This window comes from Kitasatospora arboriphila, from assembly GCF_039528095.1.
Taxonomy (GTDB): Bacteria; Actinomycetota; Actinomycetes; order Streptomycetales; family Streptomycetaceae; genus Kitasatospora; species Kitasatospora arboriphila.
Genome location: NZ_BAAALD010000061.1, coordinates 29,582 through 49,026 on the forward strand (window position 1 = coordinate 29,582; position 19,445 = coordinate 49,026).

Consider the following 19,445-nt stretch of genomic DNA (forward strand, 5'->3'; position numbering starts at 1 on the left):
CGTAGACACGCACCCGTCCGACGGGCCGCGAACATCGGGAGGGGCGATGTCGGTGGATGAACGGACCGGCGGCCGGACCAGCCGCCTGGAGGTCCGGCTGGTCAGGCGCGGCTTCGAGGACCCGGACGCCGCCGTGGCGCGCCTGGCCGAACCGGCGCTCACCGGCCTCGCCGACGACTCCCTGCTGCTGGACTCGCTCGGCTCCACCGCCGACCCCGACCTCGCCCTGCTCGGCCTCGCCCGCCTGCTGGAGGCCCTCGACGAGCCCGAGCGGCACACCCTGCGCGACACCCTCACCACCGCCAAGCCGCTGCGCGACCGCCTGCTCGCCGTGCTCGGCGCCTCCGCCGCCCTCGGCGACCACCTGGCCCGCCACCCGGAGGACTGGCACGCGCTGGTCAGCTTCGAGCAGCACGACATCCACCCGGGCGCCGCCGAGTTCCGCCGCGCCCTCGCCGAGCGCGTCTGGGCCGCCGACCCGCCGCGCCGCCCCGACGTGCTGCGCACCGCCTACCGCCGCTGCCTGCTCGCCATCGCCGCCCGCGACCTCACCGGCACCACCGACCTGTCGCAGGCCTCCGCCGAACTCGCCGACCTCGCCGGCGCCACCCTGCAGACCGCCCTGGACATCGCCTCCGCCGAGGACCCGGACGCCGCAGCGGCCTGCCGGCTGGCCGTGATCGGCATGGGCAAGTGCGGCGGCGGCGAACTCAACTACGTCTCCGACGTGGACGTGGTCTTCGTCGCCGAGGCGGCCGAGGACACCGAGGAGCACCGGGCGATGCAGGCCGCCACCCGGCTCGCCGCCCGGCTGATGCGGATCTGCTCCGACACCACCGGCGAGGGCGTCATCTGGCCGGTCGACGCCAACCTCCGCCCGGAGGGCCGCAACGGCCCGCTGGTGCGCACCCTCGCCAGCCACCTCGCCTACTACCAGCGCTGGGCCAAGACCTGGGAGTTCCAGGCACTGCTCAAGGCCCGCCCGGTCGCCGGCGACGAGGAGCTCGGCGCCGCCTACACCGAGGCCATCGCCCCGCTGGTGTGGCAGGCCGCCGCCCGGGAGAACTTCGTCGCCGACGTCCAGCAGATGCGCCGCCGGGTCGTCGACGCGATCCCCGCCACCGAACTCGACCGGCAGCTCAAGCTGGGCCCCGGCGGCCTGCGCGACGTCGAGTTCGCCGTCCAGCTGCTCCAGCTGGTGCACGGCCGCACCGACCCCTCGCTGCGCAGCGGCAACACCCTGCAGGCCCTGCAGGCGCTCAGCGCGGGCGGCTACGTCGGCCGCGCCGACGCCGCCTCGCTCGACACCGCCTACCGCTTCCTGCGCGCGCTGGAGCACCGCATCCAGCTGCACCGGCTGCGCCGCACCCACCTGATGCCGACCGGCCAGGCCGACCAGCGCCGGCTGGCCCGCTCGCTCGCCGTCCTGATCAACGACGACACCCGGGCGGACCCGGTCGCCGCCCTGCAGCGCGAGTGGAAGCGGCACGCCGTCGAGGTCCGCCGCCTGCACGAGCGGCTGTTCTACCGGCCGCTGCTGGACGCCGTCGCCGAGCTGCCGGCCGGTGCGGCCGGTCTGCGCGCGGACGCCGCCAAGGCCCGGCTGGAGGCGCTCGGCTACGCCGACCCCGCGGCCGCGCTGCGCCACCTGTCCTCCCTCGCCTCCGGCGTCAGCCGCAAGGCCGCCATCCAGCGCACCCTGCTGCCCGTCCTGCTCGGCTGGTTCGCCGACTCCGCAGACCCGGACGCCGGACTGCTCAACTTCCGGCAGGTCTCCGACGCGCTCGGCCGAACCCCCTGGTACCTGCGGCTGCTGCGCGACGAGGGCGCCGCCGCGGAGCAGCTCGCCCGGGTGCTGTCGGCCGGCCGGCTCGCCCCGGACCTGCTGCTGCGCGCCCCCGAGGCGGTCGCCATGCTCGGCGACCCGCAGGGCCTGGTGCCGCGCGGCCGGGCCGTGCTGGAGCAGGAGATCCTCGCCGCGGTGGGCCGGGCCGGGGACGCCGCCGCCGGGGTGGCCGCGGCCCGCGCCGTCCGCCGCCGCGAACTGTTCCGCACCTCCGCCGCCGACGTGCTCGGCCGCCTCGGCGACGACCCCGCGGAGGCCCTCGACACCGCGGCCGAGGCCCTGACCGCCCTCAACGCGGCCACCCTGCAGGGCGCGCTGCGGGCCTGCACCGCCGGCTGGGAGGCCCGCAACGGCGAGCTGCCGACCAGGATCGCGGTGATCGCGATGGGCCGCTTCGGCGGCCACGAGCTGGGCTACGGCTCCGACGCGGACGTCCTGCTCGTCCACGAGCCGGTGCTGGAGGCCCTCGACGAGGACGCCGCCCGGGCGGCGCACGCCGTCTGCAACGAGCTGCGCACCCTGCTCGCCGCCCCCTCCACCGAGCCGCCGCTGCTGGTCGACGCCGACCTGCGCCCCGAGGGCCGCAACGGCCCGCTGGTGCGCACCCTCGCCTCGTACGCCGCCTACTACCGGCGGTGGTCGCACGTGTGGGAGAGCCAGGCGCTGCTGCGGGCCGAGCCGGTGGCGGGCGACGCGGCGCTGGGGGAGCGGTTCCGGGCGCTGATCGACCCGCTGCGCTACCCGGGCGGCGGGGTGCCGGAGCGCGACCTGGTGGAGATCCGGCGGATCAAGGCCAGGATCGAGTCCGAGCGGCTGCCGCGCGGCGCCGACCCGACCACCCACACCAAGATCGGCCGGGGCGGCCTCGCCGACGTCGAGTGGGTGGTGCAGCTCTTCCAGCTCCAGCACGGCCACGAGCTGCCGGGGCTGCGCACCACCCGGACGCGGGCGGCGTTGGCGGAGGCGGCGCGGGCCGGGCTGGTCTCGCACGAGGACGCCCTGGTGCTGGACACCGCCTGGGTGCTGGCCTCCCGGGTGCGCAGCGCGGTGATGCTGGTGCGCGGCCGGGCCGGGGACAGCTTCCCCGGCGACGCCCGGGAGCTGTCCGGCGTCGCCCGCTACCTGGGCTACGGGGCCGGGCACTCCGGGGAGCTGGTGGACGACTACCGGCGCACCACCCGGCGGGCCCGCGCGGTGGTGGAGCGGCTGTTCTACGGTCCGTGACGGTTGCCCCCCGGGGTCCGGGGGCCGGGGGAGCGCGGGCGGGGGCGGCCCGCGGTCAGTTGCGGCCGGCGCCGACCGGGGTCGTCCAGTGCACCGGCACGGTGACCGGCTGTGGGCGCGGCCCGCCCGGGACCCTGGGCAGCTGGTACGCCCAGACGTGGTAGAGCAGCCGGGCGGCCAGGAAGCCGACCGCGAGGCAGAGCACGCCGCCGACGGCGTCCATCCAGAAGTGGTTGGCGGTCGAGACGATCACGACCAGGGTGGCCGCCGGATAGAGCAGGCCGAGCACCCGCACCCAGGTGCGGCGGGCCAGGAAGAAGATCGTCAGACCGCACCAGAGCGACCAGCCGATGTGCATCGAGGGCATCGCCGCGTACTGGTTGGAGACGTGCGCCGCCGGGCCGGAGGCCATCGACCCCCAGGTGTGGTGGACGGCGACGGTGTCGACGAAGCCGCCGCCGGTCATCAGGCGGGGCGGTGCCAGGGGGAAGCAGTAGAAGCCGACCAGCGCGATGCCGGTGGTGACGAAGAGGACCGTCCGGGTGGCCGCGTAGCGGCCGGGATGTCTGCGGTACAGCCAGACCAGCACCCCGATGGTCACGATGAAGTGCAGGGTCGCGTAGTAGTAGTTCATACCGACGATCAACCACTCGGCCCGGTCCACGGTGTGATTGACCGCCCGCTCTATGCCGACGCCGAGCGTGCGCTCGAAGCGCCACACCCAGTCGGCGTGCTTCTGGGCGATCGCGGCCTGCTCGGGGACGGCGTTGCGCACCAGCGAGTACAGCCAGTAGCTGATGCCGATCAGCGCCAGCTCGAACCAGAGCCGCGGCCGGGCGGGGGAGCGGCGCTGGGTGCGGACCCGCGCGCGGAGCGCGGCGGAGCGCGTACGGGCGGCGCTGGTGGCTCCGTCCGGCAGAGAGGTCCTGTGGTGCGTGGCCTCGCCCGGGACGGAACCGCCGATGGGCGCCGCGCCGGCGCGGTCGGCGTCGGCTGCGTGGATCTCGGTCGGTTCCCCCATGGACGAGAAGTCTGCCAGACGTCCCGTGGCCGTCCGCTCATCCTCTGGTCGGGGATTCTTCACCGGCTGTCCCCCTGCGGTCGGAGGGGGAGTGAGCCTGGGGGGACGCATGCAATCCATTGTTGCGTGTGCGCATCACAGAGGTCGAGCCGGGGGGACGGGCCGAAGAGGGGCCGGGGCGGCGCCGGGGCGGGGGAGGCCCCGGCGCCCTCGCGCGGTGCGGTTCCACGGGGGAGCCCGTCGGGTGCTGTCAGGCACCGGACCGGGTCGTCCGGACCCGACGGGCAGCAATCCCCGTGAAACGCGCCCGGCATCCGGCGGTACTACCCGGGCACACGTACGACTCTGCGGCCTTCGCAACGGTTCGGTCAAGAGGTTGGTTGCAACATTTTCTGCATCTTGCTGAAACATCTTGCAGCGCGCTAGCGTCCACGCCACCTCAACTCAATGACGAACGAGCCGCCCCAAGGGAGCCCGCCGTGGCCGATGCTCAGCCCCGCCGTTCTCGGAGCACCACCCCGTACCGCAGACCCCGCCGAGCAGCCGTCCTGCTGGCCGCGTCCCTGATCTCCGCCACCCTCGGTTCGGCTCCGCTGGCCGCCGCCGCGGCCCCGCCCGCCCCGCCCACCGACGCCGCGCTCGCCGCCACCGCGGCCCGGCACGACCTCACGCGGGAGCAGTTCTACTTCGTCCTTCCCGACCGCTTCGCCGACGGAAACACCGCGAACGACACCGGGGGCATCACCGGCGGCCGTCTCGACAACGGCTTCGACCCCGCCGACAAGGGCTTCTACCACGGCGGCGACCTGCAGGGCCTGATCGACAAGCTCGACTACATCGAGGACCTCGGCACCACCGCCATCTGGATGGCGCCGATCTTCAAGAACAAGCCCGTCCAGGGCACCGGCGCCGACGCCTCGGCCGGCTACCACGGCTACTGGATCACCGACTTCACCCAGGTCGACCCGCACTTCGGCACCAACGACCAGCTCAAGGAGCTGATCCGCAAGGCGCACGACAAGGGCATCAAGGTCTTCTTCGACGTCATCACCAACCACACCGCCGACGTCGTCGACTTCGCCGAGCACAGCTACGACTACCGCTCCGCCGGCGCCTACCCGACCCTGGACGCGGACGGCAACCCGGTCGACGAGACCGCCGTCGCCGACGCCGGCACCGCCTGGCCGAAGATCACCAAGGACTCGTTCCCCTACAGCCCGGTGCTGCGCACCCCGGCCGACGCGAACGCCAAGGTGCCGTCCTGGCTGAACGACCCCTCGCTCTACCACAACCGCGGCAACTCGACCTTCGTCGGCGAGTCCGCCACCGAGGGCGACTTCTCCGGCCTGGACGACCTGGACACCCAGAACCCCAAGGTCGTCGAGGGCTTCAAGAAGATCTACCAGACCTGGGTCGCCGATGCCGGTGTCGACGGCTTCCGGATCGACACCGTCAAGCACGTCAACATGGCGTTCTGGCAGAACTGGGCGCCCGCGCTCAAGCAGTTCGCCGCCCAGCGCGGCAACAAGGACTTCTTCATGTTCGGCGAGGTCTACTCCGCCGACCCGTCCGTCACCGCGCCGTACGTCACCAAGGGCAAGCTGCAGGCCACCCTGGACTTCGCCTTCCAGGACGCGGCCCGCCGGTTCGTCTCGCAGAACGGCTCGGCCAAGTCCCTCGCCGAGCTGTACGCGCAGGACTACCGCTACACCACCGGTGCCACCGACGCCTACGAGCTGCCGACCTTCCTCGGCAACCACGACATGGGCCGGTTCGGCAGCTTCCTGCAGAGCGACAACCCGGGCGCGAGCCAGGACCTGCTGCTGAAGAAGGACCTGCTCGCCAACGAGCTGCAGTTCCTCACCCGCGGCCAGCCGGTCGTCTACTACGGCGACGAGCAGGGCTTCACCGGCGCGGGCGGCGACAAGGACGCCCGGCAGGACATGTTCGCCTCCAAGACCCCCTCGTACAACGCCGACAACGTGATCGGCGGCAGCAAGGGCTCCGCGGACCGGTACGGCAAGCACGGCGCGCTCTACGAGGGCATCTCCGACCTCGCCTCGCTGCGCGAGGCCCACCCGGCGCTCGCCGACGGCGCCCAGATCGAGCGGTACGCCGCCGACGGGGCCGGCGTGTACGCCTTCTCCCGGATCGACGCCAAGCAGCAGGTCGAGTACCTGGTCGCGGTGAACAACGCGGCCGAGCCGAAGACCGTCGCCGTGGACACCTACTCGGCCGGCATGGACTTCCGGCCGGTCTACCCGGCCGCCGGCGCCAAGAGCACCACCGGCGCCGACCGCAAGCTCACCGTCACCGTGCCGCCGATGTCCTCGGTGGTCTACAAGGCGGCCGGCAAGCTCGCCAAGCCCGCCGCCGGCCCGCAGATCACCCTGCAGGCGCCCGCCGACGGCTCCACCGGCACCGTCACCGTCGGCGCCACGGTGCCCGGCAGCGGCTTCAACCGGGTCACCTTCGCCGCGCAGGTCGGCACCGGCCCGTGGCAGGTCCTCGGCACCGCCGACAACGGCTCCTTCAAGGTCACCCAGGACGTCTCGGCCGCCGCCCCCGGCACCGTCGTCCGCTACAAGGCCGTCGTCCAGGACTCGGCCGGCCGGCTCGCCTCCACCACCGGCTCCTTCACCACCGGCGCCCCGGTGCCGCAGCAGGCCCCGAGCTCCACCTCCCGCCCGTACGCGGTCGTGCACTACCAGCGCAAGAACAACGACTACGACGGCTGGAACCTGTACGCCTGGGGCGACCTCGCCGACGGCGAGTCCACCACCTGGCCCGACGGTCACGGCTTCGTCGGCCGCGACGCCTACGGCGCCTTCGCCTACGTCAAGCTGAAGTCCGGCGCCTCCGACGTCGGCTTCGTCGTCGAGAACAACGGCACCAAGGACGTCGACGCCGACCGCCACATCGACCTCGGCACCACCGGCGAGGTGTGGATCAAGGAGGGCGACCCGGCCGTCCGCACCGCCGACCCGGACCCGGCCGTGCCGGTGAAGGAGAACACCGCGGTCATCCACTACCACCGGGCCGACGGCAACTACGACGGCTGGGGCCTGCACGACTGGACGGGCGCCGCCAACCCCACCGACTGGGGCAGCCCGCTGATGCCGGCCCGCAAGGACGCGTACGGCGCGGTCTTCGAGGTGCCGCTCGCCGAGGGCGCGACCAGCCTCAGCTACATCCTCCACAACGGCAACGACAAGGACCTGCCGCAGGACCAGTCGCTGAACTTCGCCACCAGCGGCCGCGAGATCTGGATCGTCGGCGGCCAGGAGGGCTACCTGCTGCCGCAGGCCGCCGGCACCTCCTCGCAGCTCGACCTCACCTCCGCGCGCGCCCAGTGGATCGACGCGAAGACCGTCGTGGTGCCCGCCAACTACGGCGCCGGCGACGCCGCGCTGAAGGGCGGCACCAGCGCCCAGCTGATCTTCGACCCGGCCGGCGGCATCACCGTCGACAAGGGCGTGCTCAGCAAGCCCGGCCGCTGGATCCGGCTCAACCCGGGCACCCTCACCGACGCCCAGAAGAGCAAGTTCCCGCACCTCGCGGGCTACCGCGCCTTCACCGTCGACAGCCGCGACACCGGCCGGATCACCGACGCCCTGCGCAGCCAGCTGATCTTCAGCGAGCACCTGCCGAACGGCGCCGCGCTGGCCGCCACCGGCGTGCAGATCCCCGGCGCCCTCGACGACCTGTACGGCGCCAAGGCCGCCAAGGCCCAGCTCGGCCCGGTCTACAGCGGCCGCAAGGAGAGCGGCTGGTTCGGCGACGACAACCGCAAGGTCACCCTGTCGCTCTGGGCGCCGACCGCCACCGAGGTCTCCGTCGACCTGTACGACAAGGCCACCGGCGGCACCCCGAAGAACGTGCCGCTCAAGCGGGACGACGCCACCGGCGTCTGGTCGCTCGCCCGCGACCGCGACGACCTCGACGGCAAGTACTACACGTACGAGGTCAAGGTCTGGGCGCCCAGCGTCCAGCAGGTGGTGACCAACACCGTCACCGACCCGTACGCCGTCGCGCTCTCCACCGACTCCACCCGCAGCCTGGTCGCCGACCTCTCCGCCCCGGGCACCAAGCCCAAGGGCTGGGACACGCACCGCAGCCCGGCCGCGATCCCCGCCACCAAGCAGCAGATCCAGGAGCTGCACGTCCGCGACTTCTCCAGCGCCGACACCACCGTGCCGGCCGACGAGCGCGGCACCTACCTGGCGTTCACCCACTCCGCCTCGGCCGGCATGCAGCACCTGCGCGACCTCGCCAAGGCCGGCGTCACCACGATCCACCTGCTGCCGACCTTCGACATCGCCACCATCCGCGAGAACCGCGCCGACCAGAAGCTGCCCGCCTGCGACCTCGCCTCGCTCGCCGCCGACAGCGACAAGCAGCAGGAGTGCGTCGCCGCCGTCCAGGCCGACGACGCCTACAACTGGGGCTACGACCCGCTGCACTACACCGTGCCCGAGGGCTCGTACGCCACCGACCCCAACGGCACCGCCCGCACCGTGCAGTTCCGGCAGATGGTGCAGGCCATGCACGACGCCGGCCTGCGGGTCGTCCTCGACGTGGTCTACAACCACACCGCCGCCGCCGGACAGGCCGAGCACTCCGTGCTCGACAAGATCGTCCCCGGCTACTACCAGCGGCTCAGCGACACCGGCAAGGTCACCACGGACAGCTGCTGCGCCGACACCGCGCCCGAGCACGCCATGATGAACAAGCTGGTCGTCGACTCGGTCGTCACCTGGGCGCGGCAGTACCGCGTCGACGGCTTCCGCTTCGACCTGATGGGCATCGACCCGAAGTCGACCATGCTGGACGTGCAGTCGGCGCTGCGCGCGCTGACCCCGCAGAAGGACGGCGTCGACGGGAAGAACATCTTCCTGTACGGCGAGGGCTGGAACTTCGGCGTCGTGGCCAACGACGCCCGCTTCGTCCAGGCCACCCAGACCAACATGGCCGGCACCGGCATCGCCACCTTCAACGACCGGATCCGCGACGCCGCCCGCGGCGGCAACTTCATGCTCTCCTCGGCGCCCCAGCAGGGCTTCGCCTCCGGCCTGTTCACCGACCCCAACGGCTCGGCGGACAACGGCACCGCGGCCGAGCAGAAGGCCCGCCTGCTGCACCAGATGGACCAGGTCAAGGTCGGTCTCACCGGCAACCTGGCCGGCTACTCCTTCACCGACACCAACGGGAAGACCGTCACCGGCAAGGCCGTCGACTACAACGGCGCCCCCACCGGCTACGCGGCGCAGCCCGGCGAGGCCGTCGAGTACCTCGACGCGCACGACAACGCCGACCTGTTCGACGCCCTCGCCTACAAGCTGCCGACCGGCACCTCGCCGGCCGACCGGGCCCGGATGCAGGCGCTCGGCCTGTCGCTGACCGCGCTGAGCCAGGGCCCCGGCTTCGCCCAGGCCGGCAGCGACCTGCTGCGCTCCAAGTCGCTGGACGCCAACGCCTTCGACTCCGGCGACTGGTTCAACGCCATCCACTGGGACTGCACCCAGGGCAACGGCTGGGGCCGCGGCCTGCCGATGGCCGCCGACAACAAGTCGATGTGGCCGACCGCCAAGTCGCTGCTCGCCGACCCGAAGCTGGCCGTCGGCTGCAACGAGACCAAGGCCTCGACCTCGATGTACCAGCAGTTCCTGCGGATCCGGCAGTCCTCGCCGCTGTTCTCGCTGAGCACCGCCGCCGAGGTGCAGAAGCGGCTGTCCTTCCCGCTCTCCGGCACCGCCGCGGAGGCCCCCGGTGTGATCACCATGCACCTGGACGGCACCGGCCTGCCCGGTGCGGAGAAGGGCATCACCGTGGTCTTCAACGCCACGCCCACCGCCCAGCAGCAGACCCTGGCCGCCCTCAAGGGCACCGGTCAGGCGCTGCACCCGGTGCTGGCCGGCGGCGCGGACGCGATGGTGAAGCAGTCCGCCTTCGACCCGGCCACCGGCACCTTCACGGTGCCGGCCCGCACGGTGGCGGTGTTCGTCCAGCACTGACGGAACGTCCGTAGGACGAAGGGGCTCCGCAGCCATGCGGAGCCCCTTCGTTTTGGCCGAAAACCGATCCCCGGCGGCGCGATGGTGCGTCATGTCAGGTACGCAGCAACAGGTTCGCGCACCCACCGGCCCCACCGCCGGGCCGGTAGGGGCCGATCCGGCCACCGGCGGGCCGCGTCGCGCCGCGGCGGAGGTCCGCCGCGGTGATCGAGGCGACTTCCCGTCAGGCGTTAACGCCCGTTGGCGTTTCTTGGCCAATCTGGTGGCATGCATCTGTCATTCATCGGCCGTTTGCTGCCACGATTCCTCCGGCCGCAGACGGGCTGGTCCCCCACCCCCGGTGCGGCCGTACCAACGACAGGTCCAGCGCCGCCGCTCCACCTGCACCGCCTCTGCTTGCACCGCACCCGAGCCGCGCACCCACCGGCCCGGGCCCCCGCTGCGCCGCAACCCCGCGGCCCAGGTTCTCTCCACCGCTCGTGACCCCGCGACCGGTCGGAAAAGGAGTCCGCATGTCCCGCTACACCCCTGCCCGGGTGAGTATGGCCGCGCTGGCGGCCACCACTGCTCTGCTGGTGACCGGCATCCCGGTCGTGGCCAACGCCGCACCCACCGCGCCCTCCGCCGTGGCCCCGCAGGCGGCCGTGAACCGCGCCCAGCTGCTGTCCGACGCAGGCCAGCGCAGCGCCGCCGTCGCCCAGACGCTCGGCCTCGGCGCGCAGGAGAAGCTCGTCGTCAAGGACGCGATCGTGGACGCGGACGGCACCCGCCACCTGCGGTACGAGCGCACGTACGCCGGACTCCCCGTCCTCGGCGGCGACCTGGTCGTGCACCAGACCGCGGCCGGTGCGACCAAGAGCGTGGACAAGGCCAGCCAGGCCGTTCTGACCGGCGTGAACACCACGCCCAAGCTGGCCGCGCCGAAGGCGCAGGCCACCGCGCTGGCCGCCGAGTCGGGCTCCGCCCTGGACACCGCCCCGCGGCTGGTCGTCTGGGCCGCCGACGGCGCCCCGCGCCTCGCCTGGGAGACCGTCGTCTCCGGCACCGAGTCGGACGGCACCCCGAGCAAGCTGCACGTGATCACCGACGCCACCACCGGCAACGTGATCCAGAAGGCCGAGGGCATCAAGACCGGTACCGGCACCGGCGTCTTCGTCGGCAACGTCACCATCGGCACCACGCTGTCGGGCTCGACGTACCAGATGAAGGACGGCGGCCGCGGCAACGGCTACACCACCAACCTGAACCACGGCACCTCCGGCACCGGCACCCTGTACACCAAGTCCACCGACACCTGGGGCAACGGCTCGGCCTCCAACTCGGAGTCCGCCGCGGTCGACGCCCACTTCGGCGTCGCGGCCACCTGGGACTACTTCAAGAACGTCCACGGCCGCAGCGGCATCAAGGGCGACGGCGTCGGCGCCTACAGCCGCGTGCACTACGGCAACAACTACGTGAACGCGTTCTGGGACGACGGCTGCTTCTGCATGACCTACGGCGACGGCTCCGGCAACAACGCCCCGCTGACCGAACTCGACGTCGCCGGCCACGAGATGAGCCACGGCGTCACCTCGAACACCGCCAACCTGAACTACTCGGGCGAGTCGGGCGGCCTCAACGAGGCCACCTCCGACATCTTCGGCAGCATGGTCGAGTTCAACGCCAACATCCCGTCGGACAACCCCGACTACCTCATCGGCGAGCTCATCAACATCAACGGCGACGGCACGCCGCTGCGGTACATGGACAAGCCCTCCAAGGACGGCAGCTCCGCCGACTCCTGGTACTCGGGCGTCGGCAACCTGGACGTGCACTACTCGTCCGGCGTCGCCAACCACTTCTTCTACCTGCTGGCCGAGGGCAGCGGCGCCAAGGTCATCAACGGCGTCAGCTACAACTCGCCGACGGTCAACAACATCGCCGTCACCGGCATCACCCGGGACAAGGCCGCGAAGATCTGGTACCGCGCGCTGAGCGTCTACATGACCTCGACCACCAACTACGCGGCCGCCCGCACCGCGACCCTGAACGCCGCCACCGACCTGTACGGCAACGGCAGCGCCGAGTACAACGCGGTCGCCACCGCCTGGGCCGCGGTCAACGTCGGCTCGCTGCCGAGCGGCACCGTCACCGTCACCAACCCGGGCAACCAGACCACCGCCCTCAACGGCACCGCCAACCTGCAGATCCAGGCCAGCGGCGGCACCGCCCCGCTGACCTTCAGCGCCACCGGCCTGCCGACCGGCCTGTCGATCAGCTCCGGCGGCCTGATCACCGGCACCGCCACCACCGCGGGCACCTACAACGTGACGGTGACCGCCAAGGACGCCGCGAACAAGACCGGCACCACCAGCTTCACCTGGACGGTCAACTCCGGTGGCGGCGGCAGCTGCACCCCGGCGCAGCTGCTCGGCAACGCCGGCTTCGAGTCCGGCAGCACCACCTGGACCTCCTCCAGCGGCGTGATCGACAGCTCCACCTCCGAGGCCGCGCACAGCGGCTCCTGGAAGGCCTGGCTGGACGGCTACGGCTCCGCCCACACGGACAGCCTCTCGCAGACGGTGAGCATCCCGGCCGGCTGCAAGGCCACCCTGAGCTACTGGCTGCACATCGACACGGCGGAGACCACCACCTCCACCGCGTACGACAAGCTGACCGTCACGGTCAACGGCACCACCGTCGCCTCGTACTCGAACCTCAACAAGGCGACCGGCTACAGCCAGAAGACGATCGACCTGTCGGCCTACGCGGGCCAGTCGGTCACCCTGAAGTTCAACGGCGTGGAGGACTCCTCGCTGCAGACCAGCTTCGTGATCGACGACACCTCGATCCAGACGAGCTGAGCCTGATCCGGCAGTGAGCGAGGGCCCGGCGGCCACGGCCGCCGGCCCCTCGCGCATCCCCACCGCCATCTCGCGGTGTGAGACTCCGGAAACCCCCGCGCAACACGAAACACCGCGGAAACACGGGTGTCCGCAGCGGGAAATACGGCCCGGACAGACTCTCCCGACCGGCGCGCCCACCACCACCCGCAGGCGCGTTGCACGGGAAGGTTCCGCATGCTGCTCGCTGACTCCACGGCCGGCCTCGACACCGGCGACACCGCCTGGCTGCTCGCCAGCACGGCGCTCGTCCTGCTGATGACCCCCGGGCTCGCGCTGTTCTACGGCGGCATGGTCCGCACCAAGAGCGTGCTCAACATGATCATGATGAGCTTCGTGTCGATCGCGGTCGTCACCGTGGTCTGGCTGGTGGCCGGCTACTCGCTCGCCTTCGGCCCGGACGCCGGCGGCTGGGGCGTCATCGGCACCCTCGACCACCTCGGCATGGCCGGCATCGCCCCGGCGAGCCTGACCGGCCACGTGCCGACCCTGCTCTTCGCGACCTTCCAGCTCACCTTCGCGATCGTCACCGCCGCGCTGATCAGCGGCGCGATCGCCGACCGTGCCCGGTTCGGCTCGTGGGTGGCCTTCACCGCGGCCTGGACCCTGCTGGTCTACGTGCCGGTCGCGCACTGGGTGTTCTCGCCCGACGGCTGGGTGCTGTCGAAGCTCGGCGCCCTGGACTACGCGGGCGGCACGGTGGTCGAGGTCAACTCCGGCGCCAGCGGCCTGGCCCTCGCCCTGCTGCTCGGCCCGCGCCTCGGATTCCGCAAGGAGGCCATGCGGCCGCACAACCTGCCGCTGGTGGTGCTCGGCGCCGGCCTGCTCTGGTTCGGCTGGTTCGGCTTCAACGCGGGCTCCGCGCTCGGCGCCAACGGCACCGCCGCCGCCGTCCTGCTCAACACCCAGGCGGCCGGCTGCACCGGCCTGCTGGGCTGGCTGCTGGTGGAGAAGCGCCGCGACGGCCACGCCACCACGCTCGGCGCGGCCTCCGGCGCGGTGGCCGGCCTGGTCGCGATCACCCCCTCCTGCGGCAGCGTCGACCTGCTCGGCGCGCTGGCGGTCGGCCTCGCCGCCGGCGTGGTCTGCTCCTACGCGGTCAGCTGGAAGTTCCGCTTCGGCTACGACGACTCGCTGGACGTGGTGGGCGTCCACCTGGTCGCCGGCGTGATCGGCACCGTGCTGATCGGCGTCTTCGCCTCCGCCGTGATGACCGGCGGCCCGGTCGGCCTGCTGCACGGCGGCTTCACCCTGATCGGCAAGCAGCTGCTGGCGGTGGCGGTGGTCGGGGGGTACGCCTTCGGCGCCACCTACGGCATCGGCAAGGCGATCGACCGGCTGATGGGCTTCCGGGCCCCGGCCGAGCACGAACTGACCGGCCTGGACCTCGCCGTGCACGCCGAGAGCGCGTACGATCACGGCGTCCTGGGCCACGGCACGACGGCCCACGCCACCGTGCTGGCACAGCACCCGTCCGACAAGGCCGCCACCGCATGAAGCTGATCACCGCCGTCGTCAAGCCCTTCAAGCTGGACGAGGTCAAGACCGCGCTGCAGGAGCGCGGGGTGCACGGGCTCACGGTCACCGAAGCGAGCGGCTACGGGCGCCAGCACGGCCACACCGAGGTGTACCGCGGCGCCGAGTACCGGATCGACCTGGTGCCCAAGGTGCGGATCGAGGTCGTCGTCGAGGACGAGGACGCCGAGGACGTGATGGACACCATCGTCGCCGCCGCCCGCACCGGGAAGATCGGCGACGGCAAGGTCTGGTGCGTGCCGGTGGACGGGATCGTCCGCGTCCGCACCGGCGAGCGCGGGCCGGACGCGGTCTGACCCCGCCCGGCCGGGGCGCTCAGCGCTGCACGGCGGAGGCCCGGGTGGCGCCGTCCCTGGCGGTGTCGACCGGGACGCGCAGGGTCCACAGCGGGGACTTGGCGACGTCGATCCAGAACTTCGGCGTCTTCGGCGGTTCCTGGCGGGTGCGGGTGACGGGATTCTCGCTGTTGGCTGCGTTGAGCTGCCCGCTGTAGACGGCCATCTCGACCGCCGAGCCGTCCTTGCGCCTGACCTGGATCCGGTAGCTCTCGGAGAGGGTGTTGCCGGGGACGGAGTCCACGTACAGGTGCTCCCCGACGGGCAGGTCGATGCAGGCGCGGGCCTGCGGGCTGTCGCCCTGGGGGCAGACGTCCTTCACCCAGTCCTTCCTGAGTTCCACGGTGACGGTGCTGGGCAGGTGGTCGCCGAAGTCCACGTCGACCCGCATCATGGCGGACTCGTCCGGGTGGCCGCTGCCGGCGAACGAGGTGAACCGGGTCGAGTCGGGCAGCAGTTCGGCGAGGATGCCGAGCAGCCCGGCCCCGCTGGTGGCGACCTTGCCGTTCACCGGGGGGTCGGTCGGGCCGAGGACGGGCACGGCCGAGGCGCTGGGCGTGTTCGTCGCGGGTGCCTGGCTGCGGTCGGAGCCGTCGGGGCCGAACGCGGCCACCCCGCCGGTGAGCAGGGCCACGGCGGCGACCGCGCCGAGCGCCCGGGTGATCCGCCGGCGGCGGCGCAGCTTGCGGCCGCGGCTCGTGGCCTCGGCGACGATGGTCTGGACGGGAACGTGGATCCGGTCGGCGCCCGCGCCGAGCAGCCTGCTGAGGTCGTCTTCGATGTCCATGGTGCGCACTCCGGGAGCAGTGAAGGGGCGGGGAGGGATCAGAGCCGGAAGAGGAGTTCGCGGTCCTCGCCGAGGATCTCCCGTAGTCGGGCCAGGGAGCGGGTGTTGAGGCTCTTCACCGCTCCGGCGGAGATGCCCATCATGTCGGCGACCGCCTCGATGCTGTGGTCCTCCAGGTACCGCAGGACCACCACCGCCCGGTTGCGGGGCGGGAGTTGGCCGAGTGCGGCGGCGAGGGTGAGCTTCAGGTCGCTGCCGTGGCCGGCCGGCTGCGGATTGTCGGGCATCTCGGCGAGCACGACCTCGGTGGAGCGCTTGAGGCGGCGTTGCGAGAGGTAGGTGCGCAGCAGGACGGTGCGGGCGTAGGCGTCGAGCCCGGGTTCGTCCTGCCGTCGGCGCAGCCGTGGCCAGACGGCGAACATCTTGGCCAGCGTCGTCTGGACGAGGTCCTGCGCCTGGTGCCAGTCCCCGCACATGAGGTACGCGACCTGGAAGAGCCTGCGCGTGCGGGAGCTCGCGAACTCCTCGAAGTCGAGTGCTCTCTCCATGCCGTCGTCCCCCGGTGCGTTCGATTGTCGGTGTGGTTGGCGTCCCCCTCTTAGATGCGGCGGGTCGGGTGTGAGGTATCACAGGAGTTCGCGGATGTTACCGGTGAGTCCGATTCGTTGCCTTCCACTCCCTTGACGCTCCGTTCACACCGGTCGTAACTTCGGTGCGTTGCAAGTTTCCTGCAAGTTTCAATGGTCTTGCAGAAACTCGCACAGTCGGTTCCGCGCAGACGGCGTATCGCGGTCGCGCCCCCACCCTCCGCACCACTCCTGCGCCACCGCCCGCCACACCCCCTGCGTCGCGGGCGGCCAGGCTCACCCCCACCCAGCCCCAGGAGACACCGTGGTCACCACCGTCAGCGCGGGCCGCAGAGGCCGCGCGATCGGCGCACTCACCGCGTCCGCCGCCCTGGCCCTCTCGATCGGTGCCGGTCTCTCGATCGCCCCCACCGCCGAGGCCACCCCGCCCAGCACCAAGGACGTCACCGCCACCCTCTTCGAGTGGAAGTTCGACTCCGTCGCCAAGGCCTGCACCGACACGCTCGGCCCCAAGGGCTACGGCTTCGTCGAGGTCTCACCGCCCCAGGAGCACATCCAGGGCGCCCAGTGGTGGACGTCGTACCAGCCGGTCAGCTACAAGATCGCCGGACGGCTCGGCGACCGCACCGCCTTCCAGTCCATGGTGAGCACCTGCCACGCGGCGGGCGTCAAGGTCATCGCCGACTCGGTGGTCAACCACATGTCGGCCGGCTCCGGGACGGGCACCGGCGGCACCGTCTACACCAAGTACAACTACCCGGGCTACTACCAGGACCAGGACTTCCACTCCTGCCGTCAGGCGATCAGCAACTACGGCGACCGCTCCAACGTGCAGAACTGCGAACTGGTCAACCTCTCCGACCTGGACACCGGCTCCAGCTACGTCCAGCAGACCATCGCCAACTACCTGAGCGACCTGCTCACCCTCGGCGTGGACGGCTTCCGGATCGACGCCGCCAAGCACATCGCCGCCTCCGACCTGTCCGCCGTCAAGGCGAAGATGAGCAACCCGAACGCCTACTGGGTGACCGAGGTCATCTACGGCGCCGGCGAGCCGATCCAGCCGTCCGAGTACACCGGCCTCGGCGACGTCGACGAGTTCCGCTCCGGCACCTGGCTGAAGAGCGCCTTCAACGGCGGGAAGATCTCCGACCTGTCCACCTGGGGCAACGGCCTGCTCGCGAGCAACCAGGCCCGCACCTTCGTCGACAACTGGGACACCGAGCGCAACGGCTCGACCCTCAACTACAAGTACGGCTCCGCCTACACGCTGGCCAACGTCTTCATGCTGGCCCACCCGTACGGCTCGCCGAACGTCTACTCCGGCTACGCCTTCACCAACAACGACGACGGCCCGCCGAACGGCGGCACCGTGAACGCCTGCTACAGCGACGGCTGGAACTGCACCCACGCCTGGCGCCAGGTCGCCAACATGGTCGGCTTCCGCAACGCCGTCTCCGGCACCGCGATGACCAACTGGTGGTCCAACGGCAACAACGCCGTCGCGTTCGGCCGCGGCAGCAAGGGCTTCGTCGCGATCAACCGCGAGTCCTCCTCGATCACCCAGACCTTCCAGACCTCGCTGCCCGCCGGCACCTACTGCGACGTCCAGCACGGCGACCCGGTCTCCGGTGGCTGCACCGGCACCAGCTACACCGTCGGCTCCGACGGGAAGTTCACCGCCACCGTCGGTGCCGGCGACGCCGTCGCCATCTACGTCGGCGCGGGCGGCCAGCCCACCTCCACCCCGACCGCCACGCCCACCGGCGGCAACAGCGCGACCGTCTTCTACTCCACCGACAAGAACTGGTCGGCCTACTACCTGCACTACGCGCCCACCGGCGGCACCTGGACGACCACTCCCGGCGTCGCGATGACCGCGGCCTGCACCGGCTGGGTCAAGTACACCGCCGACCTCGGCAGCGCCGCCAGCCTCGCCGCCACCTTCAACAACGGCTCCGGCACCTGGGACAACAACAACAGCGCCAACTACGCGCTCGGCACCGGCAACGTGACCGTCAAGGACGGCGTGGTCGGCAGCGGCGACCCGTGCGCCACCAGCACCCCGACGGCCACCCCGACCAGCACCCCGACCTCCTCCACCACCGGGGCCTCGTTCGCGGTCAACGCCACCACCGTGACCGGCCAGAACATCTACGTGGTCGGCAACAACACGGCCCTCGGCAACTGGAACACCGGCTCCGCCCTGCTGCTCTCCTCGGCGAGCTACCCGGTCTGGAAGCTGGACGTCGCGACGGCCGCCGGCACCGCCTTCGAGTACAAGTACATCCGCAAGGACGCGAGCGGGAACGTCACCTGGGAGAGCGGCGCGAACCGGACGGCCACCGTCCCGGCGAGCGGCCTCGTCACCCTGAACGACACCTTCCGCAGCTGACACCCGTCCCGACCCGACGGCCCCACCCGGACGGCCGCCGCACCCCCGTGGTGCGGCGGCCGTCACGGTTGCCGCGGCGAAACCCCCCGAAGGAGTGGAGTGCGGGCCGTCCCGTCGCCCCGCTCGGCGCCCGGCTGCCAGCATCGCCGGCGTGACCACAACCCCCACCACCTTCGCGATCCTGGACCTCGAACTCCGCGGCGGCCGCTGGGACGGCCATCTGAAGCGCGTCCACGCGTTCGCGCCCCCGCCCTCCCTCCGCATGGTCCTGCGCGCCGACCTCCCCGCCACCGAGGCCGGCGAGTACTGGCCCACCACCAGCGTCTACCGGCTCGACCCCGACGGCCCGGTACCGTGCTACCGGCACTCGCACGACGAGTGACCACGGCCCCGACCGGACCGGCAGCGAGGACGCCCGTGAGTACGGCCCCCACCCCTCCGACCGGCGAACAGCTCGACGCGGCCAGGGCGTTCGTCATCACCCGGCAGCGACGCAACCGGGCGGAGCCCGGCACCTGCGGGCCCGAGGTGGTGGCGGCCTTCGATGCCTGGTCCCACGTGGTGGACAGGCACATGGCGAGGGCGAAGGTGGCCGTGGACCGCGGTGAGCCGGTCGGGGCCGCAGGCGCGTGGGCCGTGGTCGTCGAGGCCCTCGCGGGCCGGGTGAAGCACCCCGAATTCCCGCCGTGCCCGTACGCCGAGGCCCGTGCCGCCCGGTACGGCAGCTGACCCGGTGCTCCGTCCGACGGCGGGGGGCCCCCCCCCGGGGGGGGGGGCGGGGGGGGCGGGGGGGGGGGGGGGGGGGGGGGGGGGGGGGG

11 protein-coding genes are annotated in these 19,445 nt (G+C 72.0%); 8 read left to right on the forward strand and 3 right to left on the reverse strand.

Annotation, left to right across the window (positions count from 1 at the left end; all coding sequences use genetic code 11):
• The first annotated feature begins 52 nt into the window (after positions 1-52).
• Positions 53-3,070, forward strand: coding sequence for a bifunctional [glutamine synthetase] adenylyltransferase/[glutamine synthetase]-adenylyl-L-tyrosine phosphorylase (locus ABD353_RS26625; RefSeq protein ID WP_425555252.1), 3,018 nt, complete (start codon positions 53-55; stop codon positions 3,068-3,070).
• 55 nt (positions 3,071-3,125) lie between these two features.
• On the opposite strand, the gene ABD353_RS26630 is transcribed toward ABD353_RS26625, so the two are convergent.
• Entirely contained in the window at positions 3,126-4,091 is a 966-nt protein-coding gene (locus ABD353_RS26630; protein WP_344626213.1) for a phosphatase PAP2 family protein, read from the reverse strand.
• A 479-nt stretch (positions 4,092-4,570) separates the two neighbouring features.
• On the opposite strand from ABD353_RS26630, the gene pulA reads away from it, so the two are divergent.
• The 4 genes from pulA to ABD353_RS26650 all read left to right on the forward strand — a co-directional run bounded on the left by pulA (position 4,571) and on the right by ABD353_RS26650 (position 14,819).
• The gene (pulA, locus tag ABD353_RS26635; protein WP_344626214.1) at positions 4,571-10,105 is read left to right on the forward strand and encodes a pullulanase-type alpha-1,6-glucosidase; all 5,535 of its coding nucleotides are present in this window, start codon (positions 4,571-4,573) and stop codon (positions 10,103-10,105) included.
• Positions 10,106-10,617: 512 nt separating this feature from the next.
• Positions 10,618-12,948, forward strand: coding sequence for a M4 family metallopeptidase (locus ABD353_RS26640; protein WP_344626215.1), 2,331 nt, complete (start codon positions 10,618-10,620; stop codon positions 12,946-12,948).
• Between the two features lie 216 nt (positions 12,949-13,164).
• Positions 13,165-14,484 carry an ammonium transporter gene (locus tag ABD353_RS26645; RefSeq protein ID WP_344626216.1) on the forward strand — a complete coding sequence of 440 codons (1,320 nt, stop codon included), beginning with the start codon at positions 13,165-13,167 and terminating at the stop codon, positions 14,482-14,484.
• Positions 14,481-14,819 (forward strand): P-II family nitrogen regulator, encoded by a 339-nt coding sequence (locus ABD353_RS26650; RefSeq protein WP_030269157.1) that lies wholly within the window; start codon positions 14,481-14,483, stop codon positions 14,817-14,819. The genes ABD353_RS26645 and ABD353_RS26650 overlap by 4 nt, the downstream gene beginning before the upstream one ends.
• Before the next feature lie 19 nt (positions 14,820-14,838).
• Here the strand turns inward: ABD353_RS26650 and ABD353_RS26655 are convergent, their stop codons facing one another.
• Positions 14,839-15,645, reverse strand: a complete 807-nt coding sequence (locus ABD353_RS26655; protein ID WP_344626217.1) for a hypothetical protein — start codon at positions 15,643-15,645, stop codon at positions 14,839-14,841.
• Positions 15,646-15,683: 38 nt separating this feature from the next.
• Positions 15,684-16,193: a SigE family RNA polymerase sigma factor gene (locus tag ABD353_RS26660; protein WP_344626218.1), complete on the reverse strand. Its 510-nt coding sequence runs from the start codon at positions 16,191-16,193 to the stop codon at positions 15,684-15,686.
• A 382-nt stretch (positions 16,194-16,575) separates the two neighbouring features.
• On the opposite strand from ABD353_RS26660, the gene ABD353_RS26665 reads away from it, so the two are divergent.
• The 3 genes from ABD353_RS26665 to ABD353_RS26675 all read left to right on the forward strand — a co-directional run bounded on the left by ABD353_RS26665 (position 16,576) and on the right by ABD353_RS26675 (position 19,356).
• Complete coding sequence (locus tag ABD353_RS26665) at positions 16,576-18,627, forward strand: carbohydrate binding domain-containing protein (protein ID WP_425555253.1); 2,052 nt, start codon at positions 16,576-16,578, stop codon at positions 18,625-18,627.
• 151 nt (positions 18,628-18,778) lie between these two features.
• Positions 18,779-19,009: a hypothetical protein gene (locus ABD353_RS26670; protein ID WP_344626219.1), complete on the forward strand. Its 231-nt coding sequence runs from the start codon at positions 18,779-18,781 to the stop codon at positions 19,007-19,009.
• A gap of 35 nt (positions 19,010-19,044) precedes the next feature.
• A complete protein-coding gene (locus ABD353_RS26675; protein ID WP_344626220.1) occupies positions 19,045-19,356 on the forward strand; it encodes a hypothetical protein in 312 nt (103 codons plus the stop codon).
• Positions 19,357-19,445 lie beyond the last annotated feature (89 nt).